This window comes from Ureibacillus thermophilus (assembly GCF_004331915.1).
Classification (GTDB): domain Bacteria; phylum Bacillota; class Bacilli; order Bacillales_A; family Planococcaceae; genus Ureibacillus; species Ureibacillus thermophilus.
This window is the reverse complement of the sequence record NZ_CP036528.1, coordinates 1,152,168-1,168,565: the sequence shown is the minus strand read 5'-3', so window position 1 is coordinate 1,168,565 and position 16,398 is coordinate 1,152,168. Positions and strand designations below refer to the sequence as shown.

Annotated in this window: 13 protein-coding genes; 2 read left to right on the top strand and 11 right to left on the bottom strand. The window is 39.7% G+C overall.

Translation table 11 applies throughout. The features are described 5' to 3' along the window. Positions 1 to 227 precede the first annotated feature (227 nt). Positions 228 to 1,235, bottom strand: a complete 1,008-nt coding sequence (locus tag DKZ56_RS05740; protein WP_245989604.1) for a PDZ domain-containing protein — start codon at positions 1,233 to 1,235, stop codon at positions 228 to 230. A gap of 894 nt (positions 1,236 to 2,129) precedes the next feature. Between DKZ56_RS05740 and DKZ56_RS05735 the strand changes: the two genes are divergently transcribed. Continuing rightward, complete coding sequence (locus DKZ56_RS05735; protein ID WP_208651785.1) at positions 2,130 to 2,279, top strand: hypothetical protein; 150 nt, start codon at positions 2,130 to 2,132, stop codon at positions 2,277 to 2,279. Between the two features lie 16 nt (positions 2,280 to 2,295). Then, complete coding sequence (locus DKZ56_RS05730; RefSeq protein ID WP_208651784.1) at positions 2,296 to 2,808, top strand: hypothetical protein; 513 nt, start codon at positions 2,296 to 2,298, stop codon at positions 2,806 to 2,808. 361 nt (positions 2,809 to 3,169) lie between these two features. Here the strand turns inward: DKZ56_RS05730 and DKZ56_RS05725 are convergent, their stop codons facing one another. From DKZ56_RS05725 to DKZ56_RS05680, 10 genes are all read right to left on the bottom strand, one after another. Then, complete coding sequence (locus DKZ56_RS05725; protein WP_208651783.1) at positions 3,170 to 4,609, bottom strand: S41 family peptidase; 1,440 nt, start codon at positions 4,607 to 4,609, stop codon at positions 3,170 to 3,172. Positions 4,610 to 4,679: 70 nt separating this feature from the next. After that, positions 4,680 to 5,267: a peroxiredoxin family protein gene (locus tag DKZ56_RS05720; RefSeq protein WP_208651782.1), complete on the bottom strand. Its 588-nt coding sequence runs from the start codon at positions 5,265 to 5,267 to the stop codon at positions 4,680 to 4,682. Between the two features lie 151 nt (positions 5,268 to 5,418). Further along, positions 5,419 to 6,648 carry a murein hydrolase activator EnvC family protein gene (locus DKZ56_RS05715; protein WP_208651781.1) on the bottom strand — a complete coding sequence of 410 codons (1,230 nt, stop codon included), beginning with the start codon at positions 6,646 to 6,648 and terminating at the stop codon, positions 5,419 to 5,421. A gap of 20 nt (positions 6,649 to 6,668) precedes the next feature. Then, the gene (ftsX, locus tag DKZ56_RS05710) at positions 6,669 to 7,568 is read right to left on the bottom strand and encodes a permease-like cell division protein FtsX (protein ID WP_208652177.1); all 900 of its coding nucleotides are present in this window, start codon (positions 7,566 to 7,568) and stop codon (positions 6,669 to 6,671) included. Beyond that, complete coding sequence (ftsE, locus tag DKZ56_RS05705; RefSeq protein WP_208651780.1) at positions 7,558 to 8,244, bottom strand: cell division ATP-binding protein FtsE; 687 nt, start codon at positions 8,242 to 8,244, stop codon at positions 7,558 to 7,560. Before ftsE ends, ftsX begins: the two co-directional genes overlap by 11 nt. Before the next feature lie 551 nt (positions 8,245 to 8,795). Beyond that, on the bottom strand, positions 8,796 to 10,010 hold the full coding sequence (locus tag DKZ56_RS05700) for a DUF4097 family beta strand repeat-containing protein (protein WP_208651779.1): 1,215 nt from the start codon (positions 10,008 to 10,010) through the stop codon (positions 8,796 to 8,798). 164 nt (positions 10,011 to 10,174) lie between these two features. Next, positions 10,175 to 10,720 carry an ECF transporter S component gene (locus DKZ56_RS05695; protein ID WP_208651778.1) on the bottom strand — a complete coding sequence of 182 codons (546 nt, stop codon included), beginning with the start codon at positions 10,718 to 10,720 and terminating at the stop codon, positions 10,175 to 10,177. Between the two features lie 301 nt (positions 10,721 to 11,021). Continuing rightward, a complete protein-coding gene (gene uvrA / locus DKZ56_RS05690; RefSeq protein ID WP_208651777.1) occupies positions 11,022 to 13,889 on the bottom strand; it encodes an excinuclease ABC subunit UvrA in 2,868 nt (955 codons plus the stop codon). Between the two features lie 40 nt (positions 13,890 to 13,929). Continuing rightward, on the bottom strand, positions 13,930 to 15,912 hold the full coding sequence (uvrB, locus tag DKZ56_RS05685) for an excinuclease ABC subunit UvrB (RefSeq protein ID WP_208651776.1): 1,983 nt from the start codon (positions 15,910 to 15,912) through the stop codon (positions 13,930 to 13,932). Between the two features lie 163 nt (positions 15,913 to 16,075). Next, positions 16,076 to 16,315 carry an IDEAL domain-containing protein gene (locus tag DKZ56_RS05680; RefSeq protein WP_208651775.1) on the bottom strand — a complete coding sequence of 80 codons (240 nt, stop codon included), beginning with the start codon at positions 16,313 to 16,315 and terminating at the stop codon, positions 16,076 to 16,078. Positions 16,316 to 16,398: the final 83 nt, after the last annotated feature.

Genomic DNA, 16,398 nt, shown 5'->3' with positions numbered 1-16,398 from the left:
CGATTGGGAGAGGAAGATACGGCTTCATTTAATGTCTCTTCTTCCTTATTGGTGTGTATTTTGCCTCATTTCGTGCGTTTACCTCCCTTTTTTGTTCGGATACTGCCTCATCCTTATTTCTCCCCACTCCCTCTAAAAATAAAAAAATGGCCTAATCCCTTTCCGAGAATTAAGCCGTACTACTTAAATAAGAATGTTCACTTTATAAAAAGGCACCCTTCATATCTCTACTCAATAATTAACAATCCAATGCGGTAATGGTCTTTACTATACACTTCATGCTGGGTTAGCCGCACTTCATTTTTATGATTCAACACTTCTAATTTGCAATAAGCGGCGTTGATTTGAAGTGCTTCATACAACTCCAATTCATTATGCACTTCACGGCCATTCACTTTACGGATAATTTCTCCCGCTTGCAGCCCCATTTTTTCCGCTGGTGATTCTGGTAAAACCGCTGCAATCATCACACCATTTGGACGAGCAGAAACCGCATATACATCACGTCGTTCCCGCACTTTAAAAATATACGATATAAATAAGCGAATGATGGCTCCAGCAAATACTGCTACAACCGCTGCAATTGGATAAAAATAACCGACCAGCCCCCCAATAAGAACGAGTCCTCCTAAAATCCAAACCGCTCTTGACAACTTAGGATACACATCCAACGGCAAAGAACGTCTCGTTATTTGCTGAAATCCAATAAGAAATGGAAATAAAACTAACGCAAATTGTTGATGATTTAGCGAAAATTGCGGCCACCAAGGAAAATACGCATCAATAGCTTGTCCCGGAACGACGAAAAAAATGGGCAACAGCCATAATTTCTTTGTAAAAAACGCAACACCATGTAATCCCCTTTTAGACTTCTCAATCATTGGCGAAGCGTAATTCACACCATATTTTTTAATTAAACGGCTTTCTGCAATTAGCAATATCCCAGCCATGAGTGCGCATGTAACAGCCGCACCTTCGAACACATCCAGTCCTTGAATTTTCCATCCAAATATCTCAAATGACCAATGCTCTTCATTCATCACCATTAAAGATGCGAGACTCAACCCAATAAGGACCATTGGGGAAAGAAGATGGAAATTATATAGAATCAAGCCAAAGATGCTAAAAGCTGCAACGAAAAATAGCAACTCTATAGATTGAGTTAATCCAACAAGCAGGCTGAGCACAGAAATAATCAGTGCAAACCAAATCCCTTCTTTAATGAGCCCAACCAATTCCGTCCATCCCCACAAAATCCGGGTTTTGAAAAACTTTCTTTCCCTTTTGACACGCACATATCCAAGAAAAATTGCCATGATAATTGCCATATACAATAGAGGGTTCATAAACATTCTAGCTATAGCTTTTAAGAATTCTAATAAAATCTCTTCTATCACTCATCCCACCGCCGTTTCCTACTAACTATTGTACATTTTAGCAAAGTAATAAAAATTTGCGTAGAGGGAAACTAGGAATTTATTAACAGAAATGATTCCCAAAAATTTTATCAAAAAAATGATTCATCCGTCGACTTTACGGCAAAATTCACTCCATTTGATAGCAACAGAAATATCCAAATCAAAGGTATTCTCATGATTACCCAAAGAAATGATGACATGGTTTGGATTTTCTAACTTCTCGATTGTAGCATTTGCAAAATATGTATCTGGGAAGGACATTTTATGTGTTCATCAAAACACCTCTTTGAATTTAAAAAAATTTCCTATTTTATCATATGTATGCAATAAAAGAATCCATTATGACAAATAAATGCGGCAGTATCCGCACGAAATAAGGAAGCAAACGCACGAAACGGAGCAGTATCCGCACGAAATGAGGAAGCAAATGCACGAAACGGGGTAGTATCCGCACGAAATGGAGGAATAAACGCACGAAACGAGGCAGTATCCGCACGAATTGAGGAGGTAAACGCACAAAACAATGCAGTATCCGCACGAAATGAGGAAGCAACCGCACGAAATGAGGCAGTATCCGCACGAAATGAGGAAGCAACCGCACAAAAGAGAGGAGCAATCGCACGAAACGGGGCAGTATCCGCACGAAATGGAGTAGTAAACGCACGAAACGAGGCAGTATCCGCACGAAATGGAGTAGTAACCGCACGAAACGTGGCAGTATCCGCACGAAATGAGGAGGCAACCGCACGAAACGTGTTTGTATCCGCACCAAATGAGAAAGTAAACGCACGAAATGGAGCAGTATCCGCACGAAATGAGGAGGTAAACGCACGAAACGTGTTTGTATCCGCACCAAATTAGAAAGTAAACGCACGAAATGGAGCAGTATCCGCACGAAATGGAGGAGGTAAACGCACAAAACAATGCAGTATCCGCACCAAATGAGGAGGCAACCGCACGAAACGAGGCAGTATCCGCACCAAATGAGAAAGTAAACGCACGAAACGAGGCAGTATCCGCACGAATTGAGGAAGCAAACGCACGAAACGAGGCAGTATCCGCACGAATTGAGGAAGCAAACGCACGAAACGAGGCAGTATCCGCACGAATGGAGGAGGTAAACGCACAAAACAATGCAGTATCCGCACGAATGGAGGAAGCAACCGCACAAAAGAGAGGAGCAATCGCACGAAACGTGGCAGTATCCGCACGAAATGGAGTAGTAACCGCACGAAACGAGGCAGTATCCGCACGAATGGAGGAAGCAAACGCACGAAATGGAGCAGTATCCACACCAAAGGGAGTAGTAAACGCACGAATTGAAGAAGCAAACACACTCAATAGAAATACACCAAACGAACTTTTTAGATTAGAACTAACAAGGAAATAAACACTAATTGCCGAACATGCATTAATAGAGTTTATATTTGAGGTGAATAATTGATGAAAATAATAAATTCAACCATAGGAATTTTATTCATTCCTTTAGGATGGACGCTTATGAGTACAACAGTATTCAATAAAACTTTTAAAACTATAGCTATAAAAGTTATCGGCTTCTTAATTGTATTCGTAGGTGTTTTTTATTTAAATAAAGAACAAAATTCGCAAAAACAATAGACTCAAATCCCGATTATCCCCTATTGCTGAAGAAGTTTCTCTTTGGCTTATTCAACTAATATAAAAAGAGGATATATGCCCAAATTGAACATAATATCCTCTTCCTCATCCGCCTTTTTTACTTTAATTCTTTAAATGTCCCCTTTAATTTTATGCATGATAACATTTAATCCCATTTTCAGCTGTACATCCTGTTCCATATCTTCTTTAAATAAAACTACTTTTTCGCGAATGCTTGCGAAGAATTCATCATCCATATGTCTTCCCCTCTTCAACTTAAATTTTTCTCGATAGGAGGCGACTGCTTCTGCCGTTTCTTCATCATAAAATCCATCCGTTCTTTCCAAATTGTATCCTAAACCGTTTAACACCTTCTGAACATAAGCTATTTCTTCGCTATAGTCTCCTTCTGCAAACTCTCCCCGCAGCGGCACAATTTCCATCGCGAACAATGGATGTTGTTCTACTTCAATATCCGATTCAATTCCTATTCCGTGAATCCATTCCCGATCTGGCGTGAGCCATTTATTCGTAGATAATTTCAATTCTCCGCCATTTTTCAAATCGTACGTTTCTTGCACTGTTCCTTTTCCAAAACTCTTGCTTCCCACCACAATGGCGCGTTTCCAACTTTTCATTGCGCCTACCATCACTTCGCTTGCCGATGCACTTCCCTCATTTTGAAGAACTACTAACGGCATCTTTTTCATTTGTTTTGCGTACTCTTCATCCACATCCAGCTTTGTCGTTTTTATTGCTTCCATCATCCCTTGCGCATTTTGCATATAGGCAAACACCGTTCCTTCTTTTCCAATGCTGCTTACTACACCGGCGACGCTATGTAAATACCCGCCAGGATTGTCCCTTAAATCAATAATCATCCCATCTACATTTTCCGATAAAAGCCGTTTTGTTGATTCAATCCATTCTTCCAACGTTTCCTCTCCAAACATCGAAATGGAAACATAGCCTATTTTCAAGTCATCTAACGGAATCACTTTCCCTGTAACGGTCTGATTATCAATTTCTGCCCGTTCCACAGTGATTTTAATATGCCTGTCTGTGCTTGGCCGATAAATGACCAGCGTCACTTTTTCACCAGGGTTTCCTTGGATTAATTGCAGCAATTCTCCAAGAGTTTTGCCTTCTAAACGGACGCCATCCACTTCCACAATTTCATCATATGGACGGATTCCTGCTTTTTCTGCCGGAGAAGACTTCACTGGGGAGACAACAATAAATCGTCCATCCTTTTCCGTTATTTCAATACCAATCCCTACCCTTTGTCCTGCCAATGATTGACGATGAATGGCCGCTTCTTTTTCTGTATAGTAGGTGCTATATGGATCTTTAATCGCTTCCGTCATTCCTCTTAATGCGCCTTCAATCAATTCCTCATCTTTTGTATCATAAACGGATTTTTCTTTAATCAAATGAAATGTTTGGTCAATAACTGGGATATCGCTTCCTTTCACTTCCGATTCCGGTTTCATCGCGCTTTTCCAATACACAATGAAAGCAAGGAATAAGCAAATGATGGCTAAAATGAAAAAAAATCGTCTCTTTCGCACTCACTATCCTCCTCTTCGTTCAATGTATGTTGAAAAGAGGAGCAATAACACATGCAAAAGAGCGATTTTTTTACTCTAATTCTGTTACATAATCCCGTAATGTTTCTAAATCTAAAGGCCCTAAAATTTGTTTTTCAATTTTTCCCTTAGTATTGATGAAAAATGTGGATGGAATCGTATAAACTTTATACGTTTCATTAATTCCTTCTTCTTCCATCAATAAAACCGGAAACGTTAAATCATAGCTTTTTACAAAGTTTTCAACGCTGGCGATTTTATCTTTAATGGTGTAATTCACCGCAAGGATTTCCACATGATCTTCCTCTGCATACTCCTCATAATATTCTTGGAAGTGAGGCATTTCATCTTTGCAAGGCGGACACCAAGTTGCCCAGAAATTCAAAATCACTTTCTTTCCTCTTAAATCAGAAAGGGTCACAGTTTTTCCATCTAAAGTATTTAACGTAAAATCCGGTGCTATCTCTCCTAATCCAACACTTTGAGGGCTATTTTCATCAACTTCATAACCTGAAATATCATCATCAAGGGTATTTTTTTTATTTTCTTCCAATCGATCATGAATAAACAAACCTGCTGCAATTGCGACTAACGCAATGACCAGAATCGCGCCCATCACCTTTTTTGTATTGCTGCTCATTTAACCCCTCCACTTTAAAACCTTCTATTTCATAGAATAACATAAAATCCAAAAAATAAATTTTGATATTCCGTGGCAAGTATGAAAAAATTTTTTCACATATTAAAAAGCTGCTTAGAAAGCAATCCTTTCTAAACAGCTCATTCCAGAATTATAAAGAAATATAACGCAATGGGTTTTGCACACCAGCAGTTTGTCCTTGCCATGTACCAATATGTACTTCAAAGTGCAAGTGTGGACCTGTTACCCGTCCAGTCATACCCATTTCGCCAATTTGCTGGCCTTGTTTAACCACATCGCCCACCCCAACATTAAAGGCACTTAAATGGGCGTATACAGTTGTATAAATTTGACCGTTTAGATTATGCGTAATCATAATCACATTCCCATATGTGCTTAATGAAGAAGCATATGTAACCACACCATCAGCAGACGCTACAATCGGCGTTCCGACACTATTGGCTAAATCGATTCCATAGTGAAACTCAGGGCCATATCCGAGATTGCGCCAACCATAGCCGCTCGTTAACACACCGTTTGTTGGTTTCATAAATCCGCTATTGGAAACTGGTAAATTTCCAGCAGATTGCGCTTTGCTCAATTGTTGTCTTTGAAGCTCAGCAATTTGTTCTTGCAAATCTTTGCTGATTTCAAGATACTCAGAGTATTGTTTTTCTAATAATTTTTTCTCGCTTAAAAGTTTTTCTTGTTCTTTTTCCAGTTCATCAATTAATCGATTTTTCTCTTGCTTCTGTGCGTCTAAATTCGCTTTTAATTCTTTCAGTTTGTTTTGTTTTTCTACTAGTTTTTGTTTCGTATTTTCCAATTCAACTTTCTGCTCTTCTAATACTCGCTGGTCTTCTTTTTGTTCGCGAATGATTTGACGATCCGCTTCAATTAATGTATTGACTGCAGAGAAACGGTCAATGAAGTCAACAAAACTGTTGGCACCAAGCAACACATCTAAAAACGAAACAGAACCATTCGCTTGAAGTGCCCGCGCACGTTCTTCCAACAATGCGTTCCGCTCATCAATTTTCTTTTGCAATGCGGCAATTTTTTCTTCTAAAGCTGTAATTTCTTCATTAGTTTGTGCAATTTCTTTTTCGACCTGCTTGATTTCTTGGTTTGTTTTTGAAATTTGGTTTACGAGCTGATCAATTTGAGCCAACAATTGCTGTTGTTTAGATTCATTCGTTTTAATAGCATTCGTTTTCTGATTGATTTGGCTATTTATTGCTTTTTTCTGTTGTTCCACTTGTTGTTGTTTACTTTTTAATTCGGACAAGCTCGCCGCATATGTGACTGGTATTTGGATAAATAACAGTACAGCGACGATGGCCGAAAACAATTTGAAGTGGTTCTTAAAAAAGTTCCCCATCAAATGGTTCCTCCTTGTTTCTAATAGACTCTAAGGAATTTACGTACAGACATGAAACTGCCCCAAACGCCAATGAAAATTCCAAGGGCTAAAATGATGAGATTCACCTCATAGATTAGAGGGGTTACTTCTAAAATTTGCAGCATTTTTCCTTGAATTTTAGGCGTCAACTTGTTGTACACGTTGTAGTAAACGACGGAAACGAGAATCATTGGAATGATGGACCCCAATAACCCAAGCCACAAACCTTCAAATAAAAAAGGAATGCGAATAAAGGAGCTAGTAGCTCCTACGAGTTTCATAATTTCAATTTCATCTTTGCGCGCAGTAATGGTGATGCGGATAGTATTGTAAATTAAGAAAATCGCTGTAAATAAAAGACCTAAAATTAAAACCAGCCCAATATTGCGGCCCGTATTTAAGAAATTAAAGAGATTTTCAACTTTCTCTTCCCCATAAATGACATCATAGGTATTGTCAAATTTCTCGATTTTCTTTGCCAAAGCCGCAGTCTGCTCAGGGTCTTTTGCCTTCACATACAACACATTTCTCAAAGGATTGCTTTGTTCATACAAGCTGAAATCCTCGCCATAGTTTTCAATTAAAATCTTTAATTCTTCTTCTTTTGAAGAATATTTAACTTCAGCTACATCCGGCAAGCTTTTAACCTGCTTCATCAGCTTTTCTTCAGCGACTTTCATTTCTTCCGGATCATTAATAATATCGATTAAGACGCGAATTTCTACATCGTTTTCGATATTTTCCGCAATGTGATTTAAATTCATCATCAGCAGTGCGAAAATGCCGACTAATATGAGGGTCACCGTCACGGCACTGACAGAGGCAAAAGACATCCAAGCGTTTCGGGTTAAACTTTTTAAACTTTCACGAAAATGACGTTGGAGGGTTCTATATTTCATAGCCATAGTCACCTCCAAAAACATCCCTTACAATCATGCCGCCTTCAATGGTGATTACCCGTTTTCGGATTCGATTGACAATTTCCCGGTTATGAGTTGCCATAACAACCGTGGTACCCATTGCATTAATTTCTTCAAAGATTTTCATAATCTCCCAAGAAGTTTCCGGGTCCAAATTTCCTGTTGGCTCGTCCGCAATAACCACTTTCGGCATATTCACAATGGAACGTGCAATCGAAACCCGCTGCTGTTCTCCCCCAGACAACTCATTTGGGAACATGCGAATTTTGTGTTTTAATCCCACTAACTCTAAGACTTCCAACACCCGTTTACGAATCACTTTTGGATGTTCTTCAATTACTTCCATCGCAAAAGCAACGTTTTCAAATACGGTTAACTTTGGAAGCAGCTTAAAATCTTGGAATACAACTCCTAACGTCCTTCTGAAATGAGGTATTTCCTTCCTCTTTAATTTAGAAGTATTGATTCCATTGATAATGACTTCACCTGAAGTAGGTACCTCATCCCGATACATCAATTTGATAAATGTCGATTTCCCTGCTCCAGAGGGTCCAACGACATAAACAAACTCACCTTGCTTTATATCGACAGAAATACCGTTTACAGCCACTACACCGTTTGGGTATTTTTTGTAAACCTCTTTCATTTGTATCAAAATAAATCACCTTAGTTCTATCTATAGTCAATTCAACAATTAATATTATAGCACTTTATACCGTTAGTAATTTTACATTTTCTTTTCATTGCCCCACTTAAATTTTACAACAATGTAAATTATTTATTATTCCAAAAACAAAATTTTGGCAATTCTTTCTTTTGAACAGAGATTCTAATCTTTCGTGTTCTATTTTTATATTAGTGATAAATATGTAAAATCCTGCTAGAAAATGAAATATTTTTGTCGTTTTTTTGTTTATAATTTCGCGCAAAAAAGCGACAAAACTCTATGGAAAAATTGTGCCGTTTACTTTTCTTTATTAATATGCAAGCAAAATTTATAACTTGTTAAGCAAGTAATTCATTTCATGAGGAGCCTCTTAGTCGAGTTTAATATCGTGTTGAATGGTAGATTTAAACCTCAATGGACCCAGCGCAAATTTGAATTACGTTAATTGGTTTGGGGAAACATTGCGTTTTACGTTTCTAGCTAGAAGAGGGGCTAAAATTGGGGCTAATGAATAAAAAAGGCCAGGAACCCTGAAAATATCAGGATTCCTCGCCCAAAGTTGTATATCGAATGATAATGCTGCCTGTGCGGGATTCGCCGGTTAATTTTAAGACTGGCGCATTATCGACAAATTTATCGAAATGCACTGTTTTAGCGAAGAATTGATCTTCCACATTACGAGTCATCACATCTTGCAATCCTAAATCAATTTTTCCAACATTTGTGGATGCAGTACCGTTGATTGATACATTTTTTGGCACATAAAGTTCAACCGCTCCTGCAACCGTTTGAGCTTTCACTTTGCGGGCCTTTTGATCACTTGTTGTGACAATCACTGCTCCATTTGCGGATTCTGCTTCCACTTCTCTTAGTTCACCATCAACGTAAATGCGGCCGTTCACCGTTTGAACTTCTAAATCTTCCCCTTTTACATGCACAATTTCAATTGGACCATTGCCAGATTCCACATCGGCATTTTCAAATTGGCCAACTGCATATTTAATTGGACCATTGTAGGTGCGAAGTTTGACAAGTTTGGCATTCAATCCATCGATGGATACGCCGCCGTTTAGGAGCTTCATTAAGACAAGATCATATTGCTTATCAGGAATGGATAACTGCACATTCACTTGCGTCAATTTAGAAGGGCATTTTAATTCTAATTTACCATCCTTCAATCGTACAAATTCCCGTTCAAATTCAGCAATCGTTTTATCTTCATCATTTTCAATAGCAATTGTTTTGACTTTTGCTACGACTTTTAATTCATTGGTGTCAGAGCGCACCGCTTCCACTTTCCCATTTGGAATTTCAATTTGAATGCTTCTCACTTCATCGCCGTTGAAAGAATAGTGTTTTTCAAATTCGACTTTTACATTGCTGAGAGAAAAATCCAAATCAAACTCTTTCAATTTTTTGAAAGCTGACCCGATGACGCCCATCATGCTTCTTGAAAATTCCGTCAGATCTTCTTTTACTTCATTCATCAATTCATCCATTTTTTTGTTGAATTCTTTGCTGTTGAAGTTTTTCCCAAAAATATCTTCAAAGCCTGTTGTTTTTTTCGAACTGGATTGTTGTTCTTGTTGAGATGATTGTTCATTCGTTGGCGGCGACGGAACAGCATTGGAGTGGAATTCAGTCGTAGTTGAATTTTGCTTTTTATTCAATGCTTCAAGTAATGTTAAGGCTTCTTCTGCAGAGATGGCACCTTCTTCGACTAATTTAATAATTCGTTTGCGTTCATTATCCATATTTCCTGCCTCCCTCAATGTTCTATACCTTCATATACGTTAGAATTACCCAAAAAGTTTCCTGATTTATCAAATTTGCATCGCTTTATTATGAACAACTTTTGACTATTTCATAAAAAAATATCCGGAAAGGCTAGCTTTCGACCATTTCCGGAAAGTGATTTTTATTTTGCAAATGAAGCGATGTAAGGGATTTTTTTCAATACGAGACACACAGGGATAGCAACAATCATCCCAATGACATTTTGAACAAGGTCGCCAGGTATGGAAGCTAACGGAATGATGAAGCTTGAGAACATGATTGCTTCCCCAAGATAATAAACACCAATCATCACTGGAATGGATACAATCATACCAAAAATATTTTTCGCTAGACTTTCTCCACGGCTTCCTTTGGACCAAGCTATTTTCCCTACAATATATCCTTGTAAAATTCTAGATATAATAGTAATTGGTGCCCAAACAAGCCACCCGCCAACAATATCAAATAGCCCCATGCCCACTGCTCCTGCAATAGCCCCTTTCTTTGGACCAAACAAAATCGAAACAATAAATAGCATGGCCGTTCCTAAATGAACTAAACCGCCATTTGAAGCAATAGGCAATTTTATATTTAAAAACATGGTGGAAAGAAAAACGAGTGCGATTAACATTGCTGAAACCACTAAGTCTACAGTTTTGGCTCTTTGCTTTGAAAGTGTATGTTGCATATTCCGTCTCCCCTTTAATGTAATGAAATTTATCATAACATTATCAGAAGCTTGACATCTATAAAAGTGTCAATTTTATAAAAATAAAGCATGTCAGTTTGAAATTTTTTGTTCTATTGAAGTGATGGCTAAAAATTTATTTTTTCGAAAAGTGATAATCGCCAAATCTGAATGGATATTTGCCTAACCTTGATATATAATTGCCAATTTTGGATAAATAATCGCCAAAGGAAATTTTCTCTCGCCAAGATTGCCCAAAAAAAATAAAAAAGCAGCACTGTCATTCGTGCTGCTATTTTTCTTACTTATCTGCTGCTTGAGCCAACAGTTTTTCCATCCGTTCGCGGTCGCGCTCTAAAATCGGCTTCAAATAGCGGCCAGTATAAGAATTTTCATTTTCGGCCACCTCTTCAGGAGTTCCGGTTGCCACGACGGTTCCTCCCTTGTCTCCGCCTTCTGGGCCTAAATCGATAATATAATCTACGGTCTTAATCACATCTAAATTATGCTCAATGACCAATACGGTATCTCCATTATCCACAAGGCGTTGCAACACCGAAAGCAGTCTTGCAATGTCATCCACATGGAGACCTGTCGTTGGCTCGTCCAAAATATAGAAGGATTTTCCTGTTGAGCGGCGATGCAACTCAGAAGCCAGCTTCACTCGCTGCGCTTCCCCGCCGGATAAAGTAGTAGCAGGCTGCCCTAATTTCATATAGCCAAGCCCTACGTCCACAAGAGTTTGCAGTTTTCGGTGGATTTTTGGAATGTTTTCGAAAAACTCTGTTGCCTCTTCAATGGTCATATCCAAAACTTCTGCAATGTTTTTGCCTTTATATTTTACTTCCAATGTTTCGCGGTTGTAGCGTTTTCCGTGGCAGACTTCACATGGAACGTACACATCCGGTAAAAAGTGCATTTCAATTTTGATGATTCCATCACCAGAGCAAGCTTCACAACGGCCGCCTTTAATGTTGAAGCTGAAGCGTCCTTTCTTATAGCCGCGCACTTTCGCCTCGTTCGTTTGGGCAAAGACTTCTCGAATGTCATCAAACACCCCTGTATAAGTTGCTGGATTGGAGCGGGGCGTGCGTCCGATAGGCGATTGGTCAATATCAATCACTTTATCTAAATGTTCGAGGCCTGTAATTTCCTTATGTTTTCCCGGTTTCGTTCGCGCTCCATTTAATTCATGGGCAAGTTTTTTATATAAAATTTCATTGACCAATGTGGATTTTCCAGACCCGGATACCCCCGTCACCGCTACAAACATACCTAATGGGATATCCACTTTAATGTTTTTCAAGTTGTTTTCTGCGGCGCCTTTTATGGTAATTTTGCGACCATCTGGGTTTCGTCGCTCCCGTGGAAGTGGAATGAATTTCTTGCCGCTCAAATACTGCCCCGTGATGGATTTTTCATTTTTCATCACTTCTTCCGGTGTTCCTGCCGCCACAATTTCTCCACCGCGGGAACCGGCTCCTGGACCAACGTCGATTAAATAATCCGCCGCCAGCATCGTATCTTCATCATGTTCCACAACAAGCAATGTATTGCCGATGTCTCTCATTTTTTTCAAAGTATGAATTAACTTATCATTATCCCGCTGATGCAAACCAATAGAAGGCTCATCCAGCACATATAGTACCCCTGTAAGCCTTGAGCCGATTTGGGTGGCCAATCGAATGCGCTGAGCCTCTCCTCCAGATAATGTTCCAGCTGTTCGGCTCAAAGTTAAATATTCCAAACCGACATTTAATAAAAACTCAAGGCGTTCTTTAATTTCTTTCAAAATTAGACGAGCAATTTGCATGTCCTTTTCTGATAACTGAAGATTTAAAAAGTATTTATATAACTCCTCAACGGATAAATCTGTCACTTCCGCAATATTTTTCCCATCAATCTTCACTGCAAGACTCTCAGGTTTTAACCGCTGCCCTTTACAAGTTGAACATTTCTGCTCCGTCATGAATTTCTCCATCGTTTCCCGCACCCAATCGGATGTGGAATCCCGATAGCGGCGTTCTATATTGTGGACGACGCCTTCAAAGACAATATCTTTATTATGGACGCTGCCAAATTCATTTTCATAATAGAAATGAATTTTTTCTCCTTTCGAACCATATAAAATAATGTCTAATTGGTCCTTCGATAATTGGGAAACGGGCACATCCATTGGAATATTGTAATGGTTGCACACCGCTTTCAACAGCTGTGGATAATATTGGGAGCTTGTCGGTTCCCAAGGGGCAAGGGCATGCTCTTCAAGAGTTTTGTGCCAATCAGGAATCACTAAATCGATGTCCACTTTTAATTTGGATCCGAGGCCGTCGCACTCCGGACAAGCCCCGAACGGACTGTTGAAGGAGAACATGCGCGGCTCCAGTTCTCCAATGGAAAAGCCGCAAATTGGACAAGCATGATGCTCGCTAAATAACAATTCTTCATGCTCCATCACATCAACTATGGCTCGTCCATCAGCCAGTTTCAGCGCTGTTTCAAGGGAATCGCTTAACCGTGCTTCAATGCCTTCCTTGATGATAATGCGGTCTACCACCACTTCGATATTGTGCTTTTTATTTTTATCCAGTTCAATATTGTCATCCAAATCACGCAGTTCCCCATCGATGCGAACGCGCACAAAACCTTGTTTTTTCAAATCTTCCAAAAGCTTTACATGGGTACCTTTCTTACCGGAAATCACGGGAGCTAAAAGCTGCACTTTTGTCCGCTCTGGATATTCCATAATGCGGTCCACCATTTGCTCAATGGTTTGGGATGTAATTTCAATTCCATGGGTTGGGCAGACCGGCTTCCCGATGCGGGCAAACAGCAAACGCAAATAGTCGTAAATTTCCGTTACTGTTCCTACAGTAGAACGTGGGTTGCGGCTTGTCGTTTTTTGGTCAATGGAAATCGCAGGAGACAACCCTTCAATGGAATCCACATCCGGCTTGTCCATTTGCCCTAAAAACTGGCGGGCATAGCTGGATAAAGATTCCACATATCGCCGCTGCCCTTCCGCATAAATCGTATCAAAGGCCAAAGAAGATTTCCCGGAACCGGAAAGCCCCGTCAACACGACGAGCTTGTCCCGGGGAATGGTCACATCAATATTCTTTAAATTATTGGAACGTGCACCACGCACGACGATTTGTTTATTTTCCACAGTCGTCACCTTTCTATTTTGGATTCACGGGATCATCCCTTCACATCTCTGCTTTCAATTCAAATATTGTATCCCTCAACTCTGCCGCCCTTTCGAAATCGAGGGATTTGGCGGCTTCTTTCATTTCTTTTTCAAGCGACTCAATTAATTTTTCTAACTCAGATTTTGTTAACTTCTTGCCTTTTGTTACTTTTGTGATATATTTTTCTTCCTCTTCTGCTGCATGAGTTGCACGAATTAATTCTGGAATTTCTTTTCGTATTGTTTTTGGCACGATGCCATGTTCTTTATTATATGCTTCTTGAATCGAGCGGCGGCGCTTCGTTTCTTCAATCGCTTTTCTCATGGATTCCGTGATAGTGTCGGCATACATAATGACGTGTCCATTCGCATTTCGGGCCGCACGTCCAATCGTTTGGATTAAGGAAGTTTCCGAACGCAAAAATCCTTCTTTATCCGCATCTAAAATAGCAATGAGCGATACTTCTGGAATATCCAGTCCTTCCCGCAGCAAGTTAATGCCGACAAGCACATCATACGTTCCCTTTCTCAATTCTCGGATGATTTCAATCCGTTCAAGGGTTTTAATTTCCGAGTGAAGATAGGCGACTTTAATACCCATTTCTTTCAAATAATCCGTTAGATCTTCCGCCATTTTTTTCGTCAATGTTGTGACAAGCACCCGTTCATTTTTCTTCGTCCGTTTTTGAATTGCATCCACCAAATCATCAATTTGTCCTTCAATTGGGCGCACATCCACTGTTGGATCAAGAAGTCCTGTTGGGCGGATAATTTGTTCAATCATTTCCGGACAATGTTCTTTCTCGTATGGACCCGGTGTAGCAGATACATAGATGGCTTGATGAATATGCTGTTCAAACTCTTCAAATTTCAATGGCCGGTTATCAAGTGCTGAAGGCAAGCGGAAACCATAGTCCACAAGCACTTGTTTTCGAGCTTGGTCGCCGTTATACATGCCCCGAATTTGCGGCAATGTAACGTGGCTTTCATCAATGACCATTAAAAAATCATCTGGGAAATAGTCAAGTAATGTATAAGGCGTTGCCCCTGGCTCACGCAATGTCAAATGGCGGGAATAGTTTTCGATGCCAGAGCAATAGCCCATTTCCCTCATCATTTCCAAGTCGTACTTTGTGCGCTGTTCCAACCGCTGCGCTTCCAAAAGCTTTCCTTCTGCCCGAAATTTTTCAAGCTGCTCTTCCAGTTCTTTCTCGATATTTTCAATGGCTTTTTTCATTTTGTCTTCTCTTGTAACGAAGTGGGAAGCTGGATAAATAGCCACATGATTTCGATCACCAATGATTTCTCCAGTCAATGCATCTACTTCCCGAATGCGGTCCACTTCATCACCGAAAAATTCAACGCGTATGCAATGTTCATCCCGGGAAGCAGGGAAAATTTCTACCACATCGCCGCGCACTCGGAACGTTCCCCGCTGGAAGTTCACATCATTTCTTTCATATTGGATGTCCACTAATCGGCGAAGCAACTGATTTCGCTCAATTTCCATACCTTTTCGGATAGACACCACCATTTCGCGGTATTCATCCGGATCCCCTAAACCATAAATGCAGGAAACAGATGCCACAATGATGACATCTCTTCTTTCAAACAAGGCGCTTGTGGCGGAGTGGCGCAATTTATCGATTTCGTCGTTGATGCTGGCATCCTTTTCGATGTATGTATCCGATTGCGGCACATACGCTTCCGGTTGATAATAATCGTAATAGCTTACAAAATATTCCACCGCATTATTTGGAAAAAACTGTTTAAATTCGCTGTATAATTGACCAGCAAGCGTCTTGTTATGAGCAATGACCAACGTCGGTTTATTTACTTCTTTAATGACGTTGGAAATGGTGAATGTTTTTCCTGTTCCTGTCGCTCCAAGCAATGTTTGATGCTTTTTGCCTTCTCGTATACCTTGAACAAGTTGTGCAATCGCTTTGGGCTGATCGCCGCTTGGTTTATACGGAGCATGCAATTCAAAAGTATCAGCCATATTCCTCGTCCTTTCCCAATATATCGTAAAAATATTTTAACATATCCAATAGTAAATATCATTCATTTTGCGAACGTATATTCTGAAACCAGACATGAAAATACCGCCTTTTTCCACAATAAAACCTGTGCAAAAGGCGGTTTTTCTCAATGGATATTGGTGCTCAGTTCAATGACTCCTGCAATTCATTTAATTCTTTCGCATATTTATAAAAAGCTTCTTCATTTCTTTCATCCAACGCCTGATCGATGAAATCCTTTAATTGTTCAATCCGGTAAATTCTTTGTAATCGGTTCAAGAATAAATCTACGTAAATTTCATTCAACAATTTTTCAGAATCGTTCACTGTTGGATTGGAACCTGCCGCACTAGAGAAGTTTGCGTAATAATTGTTTTTATCCATCGATATCACCCCGATTCCTTTTTTCTATTATAAAAAATCGGCGGTGAATTTTCAATATTTTTAGAAAAATAAAACTCTTGCAG

Bases quoted from the DNA above. Each gene is read 5' to 3' on its own strand.
- DKZ56_RS05720 (WP_208651782.1), bottom strand. From the start codon at position 5,267: ATGAGCAGCAATACAAAAAAGGTGATGGGCGCGATTCTGGTCATTGCG.
- DKZ56_RS05730 (WP_208651784.1), top strand. From the start codon at position 2,296: ATGGAGCAGTATCCGCACGAAATGGAGGAGGTAAACGCACAAAACAAT.
- DKZ56_RS05695 (WP_208651778.1), bottom strand. From the start codon at position 10,720: ATGCAACATACACTTTCAAAGCAAAGAGCCAAAACTGTAGACTTAGTG.
- ftsX (WP_208652177.1), bottom strand. From the start codon at position 7,568: ATGAAATATAGAACCCTCCAACGTCATTTTCGTGAAAGTTTAAAAAGT.
- uvrB (WP_208651776.1), bottom strand. From the start codon at position 15,912: ATGGCTGATACTTTTGAATTGCATGCTCCGTATAAACCAAGCGGCGAT.
- DKZ56_RS05715 (WP_208651781.1), bottom strand. From the start codon at position 6,648: ATGGGGAACTTTTTTAAGAACCACTTCAAATTGTTTTCGGCCATCGTC.
- DKZ56_RS05680 (WP_208651775.1), bottom strand. From the start codon at position 16,315: ATGGATAAAAACAATTATTACGCAAACTTCTCTAGTGCGGCAGGTTCC.
- DKZ56_RS05700 (WP_208651779.1), bottom strand. From the start codon at position 10,010: ATGGATAATGAACGCAAACGAATTATTAAATTAGTCGAAGAAGGTGCC.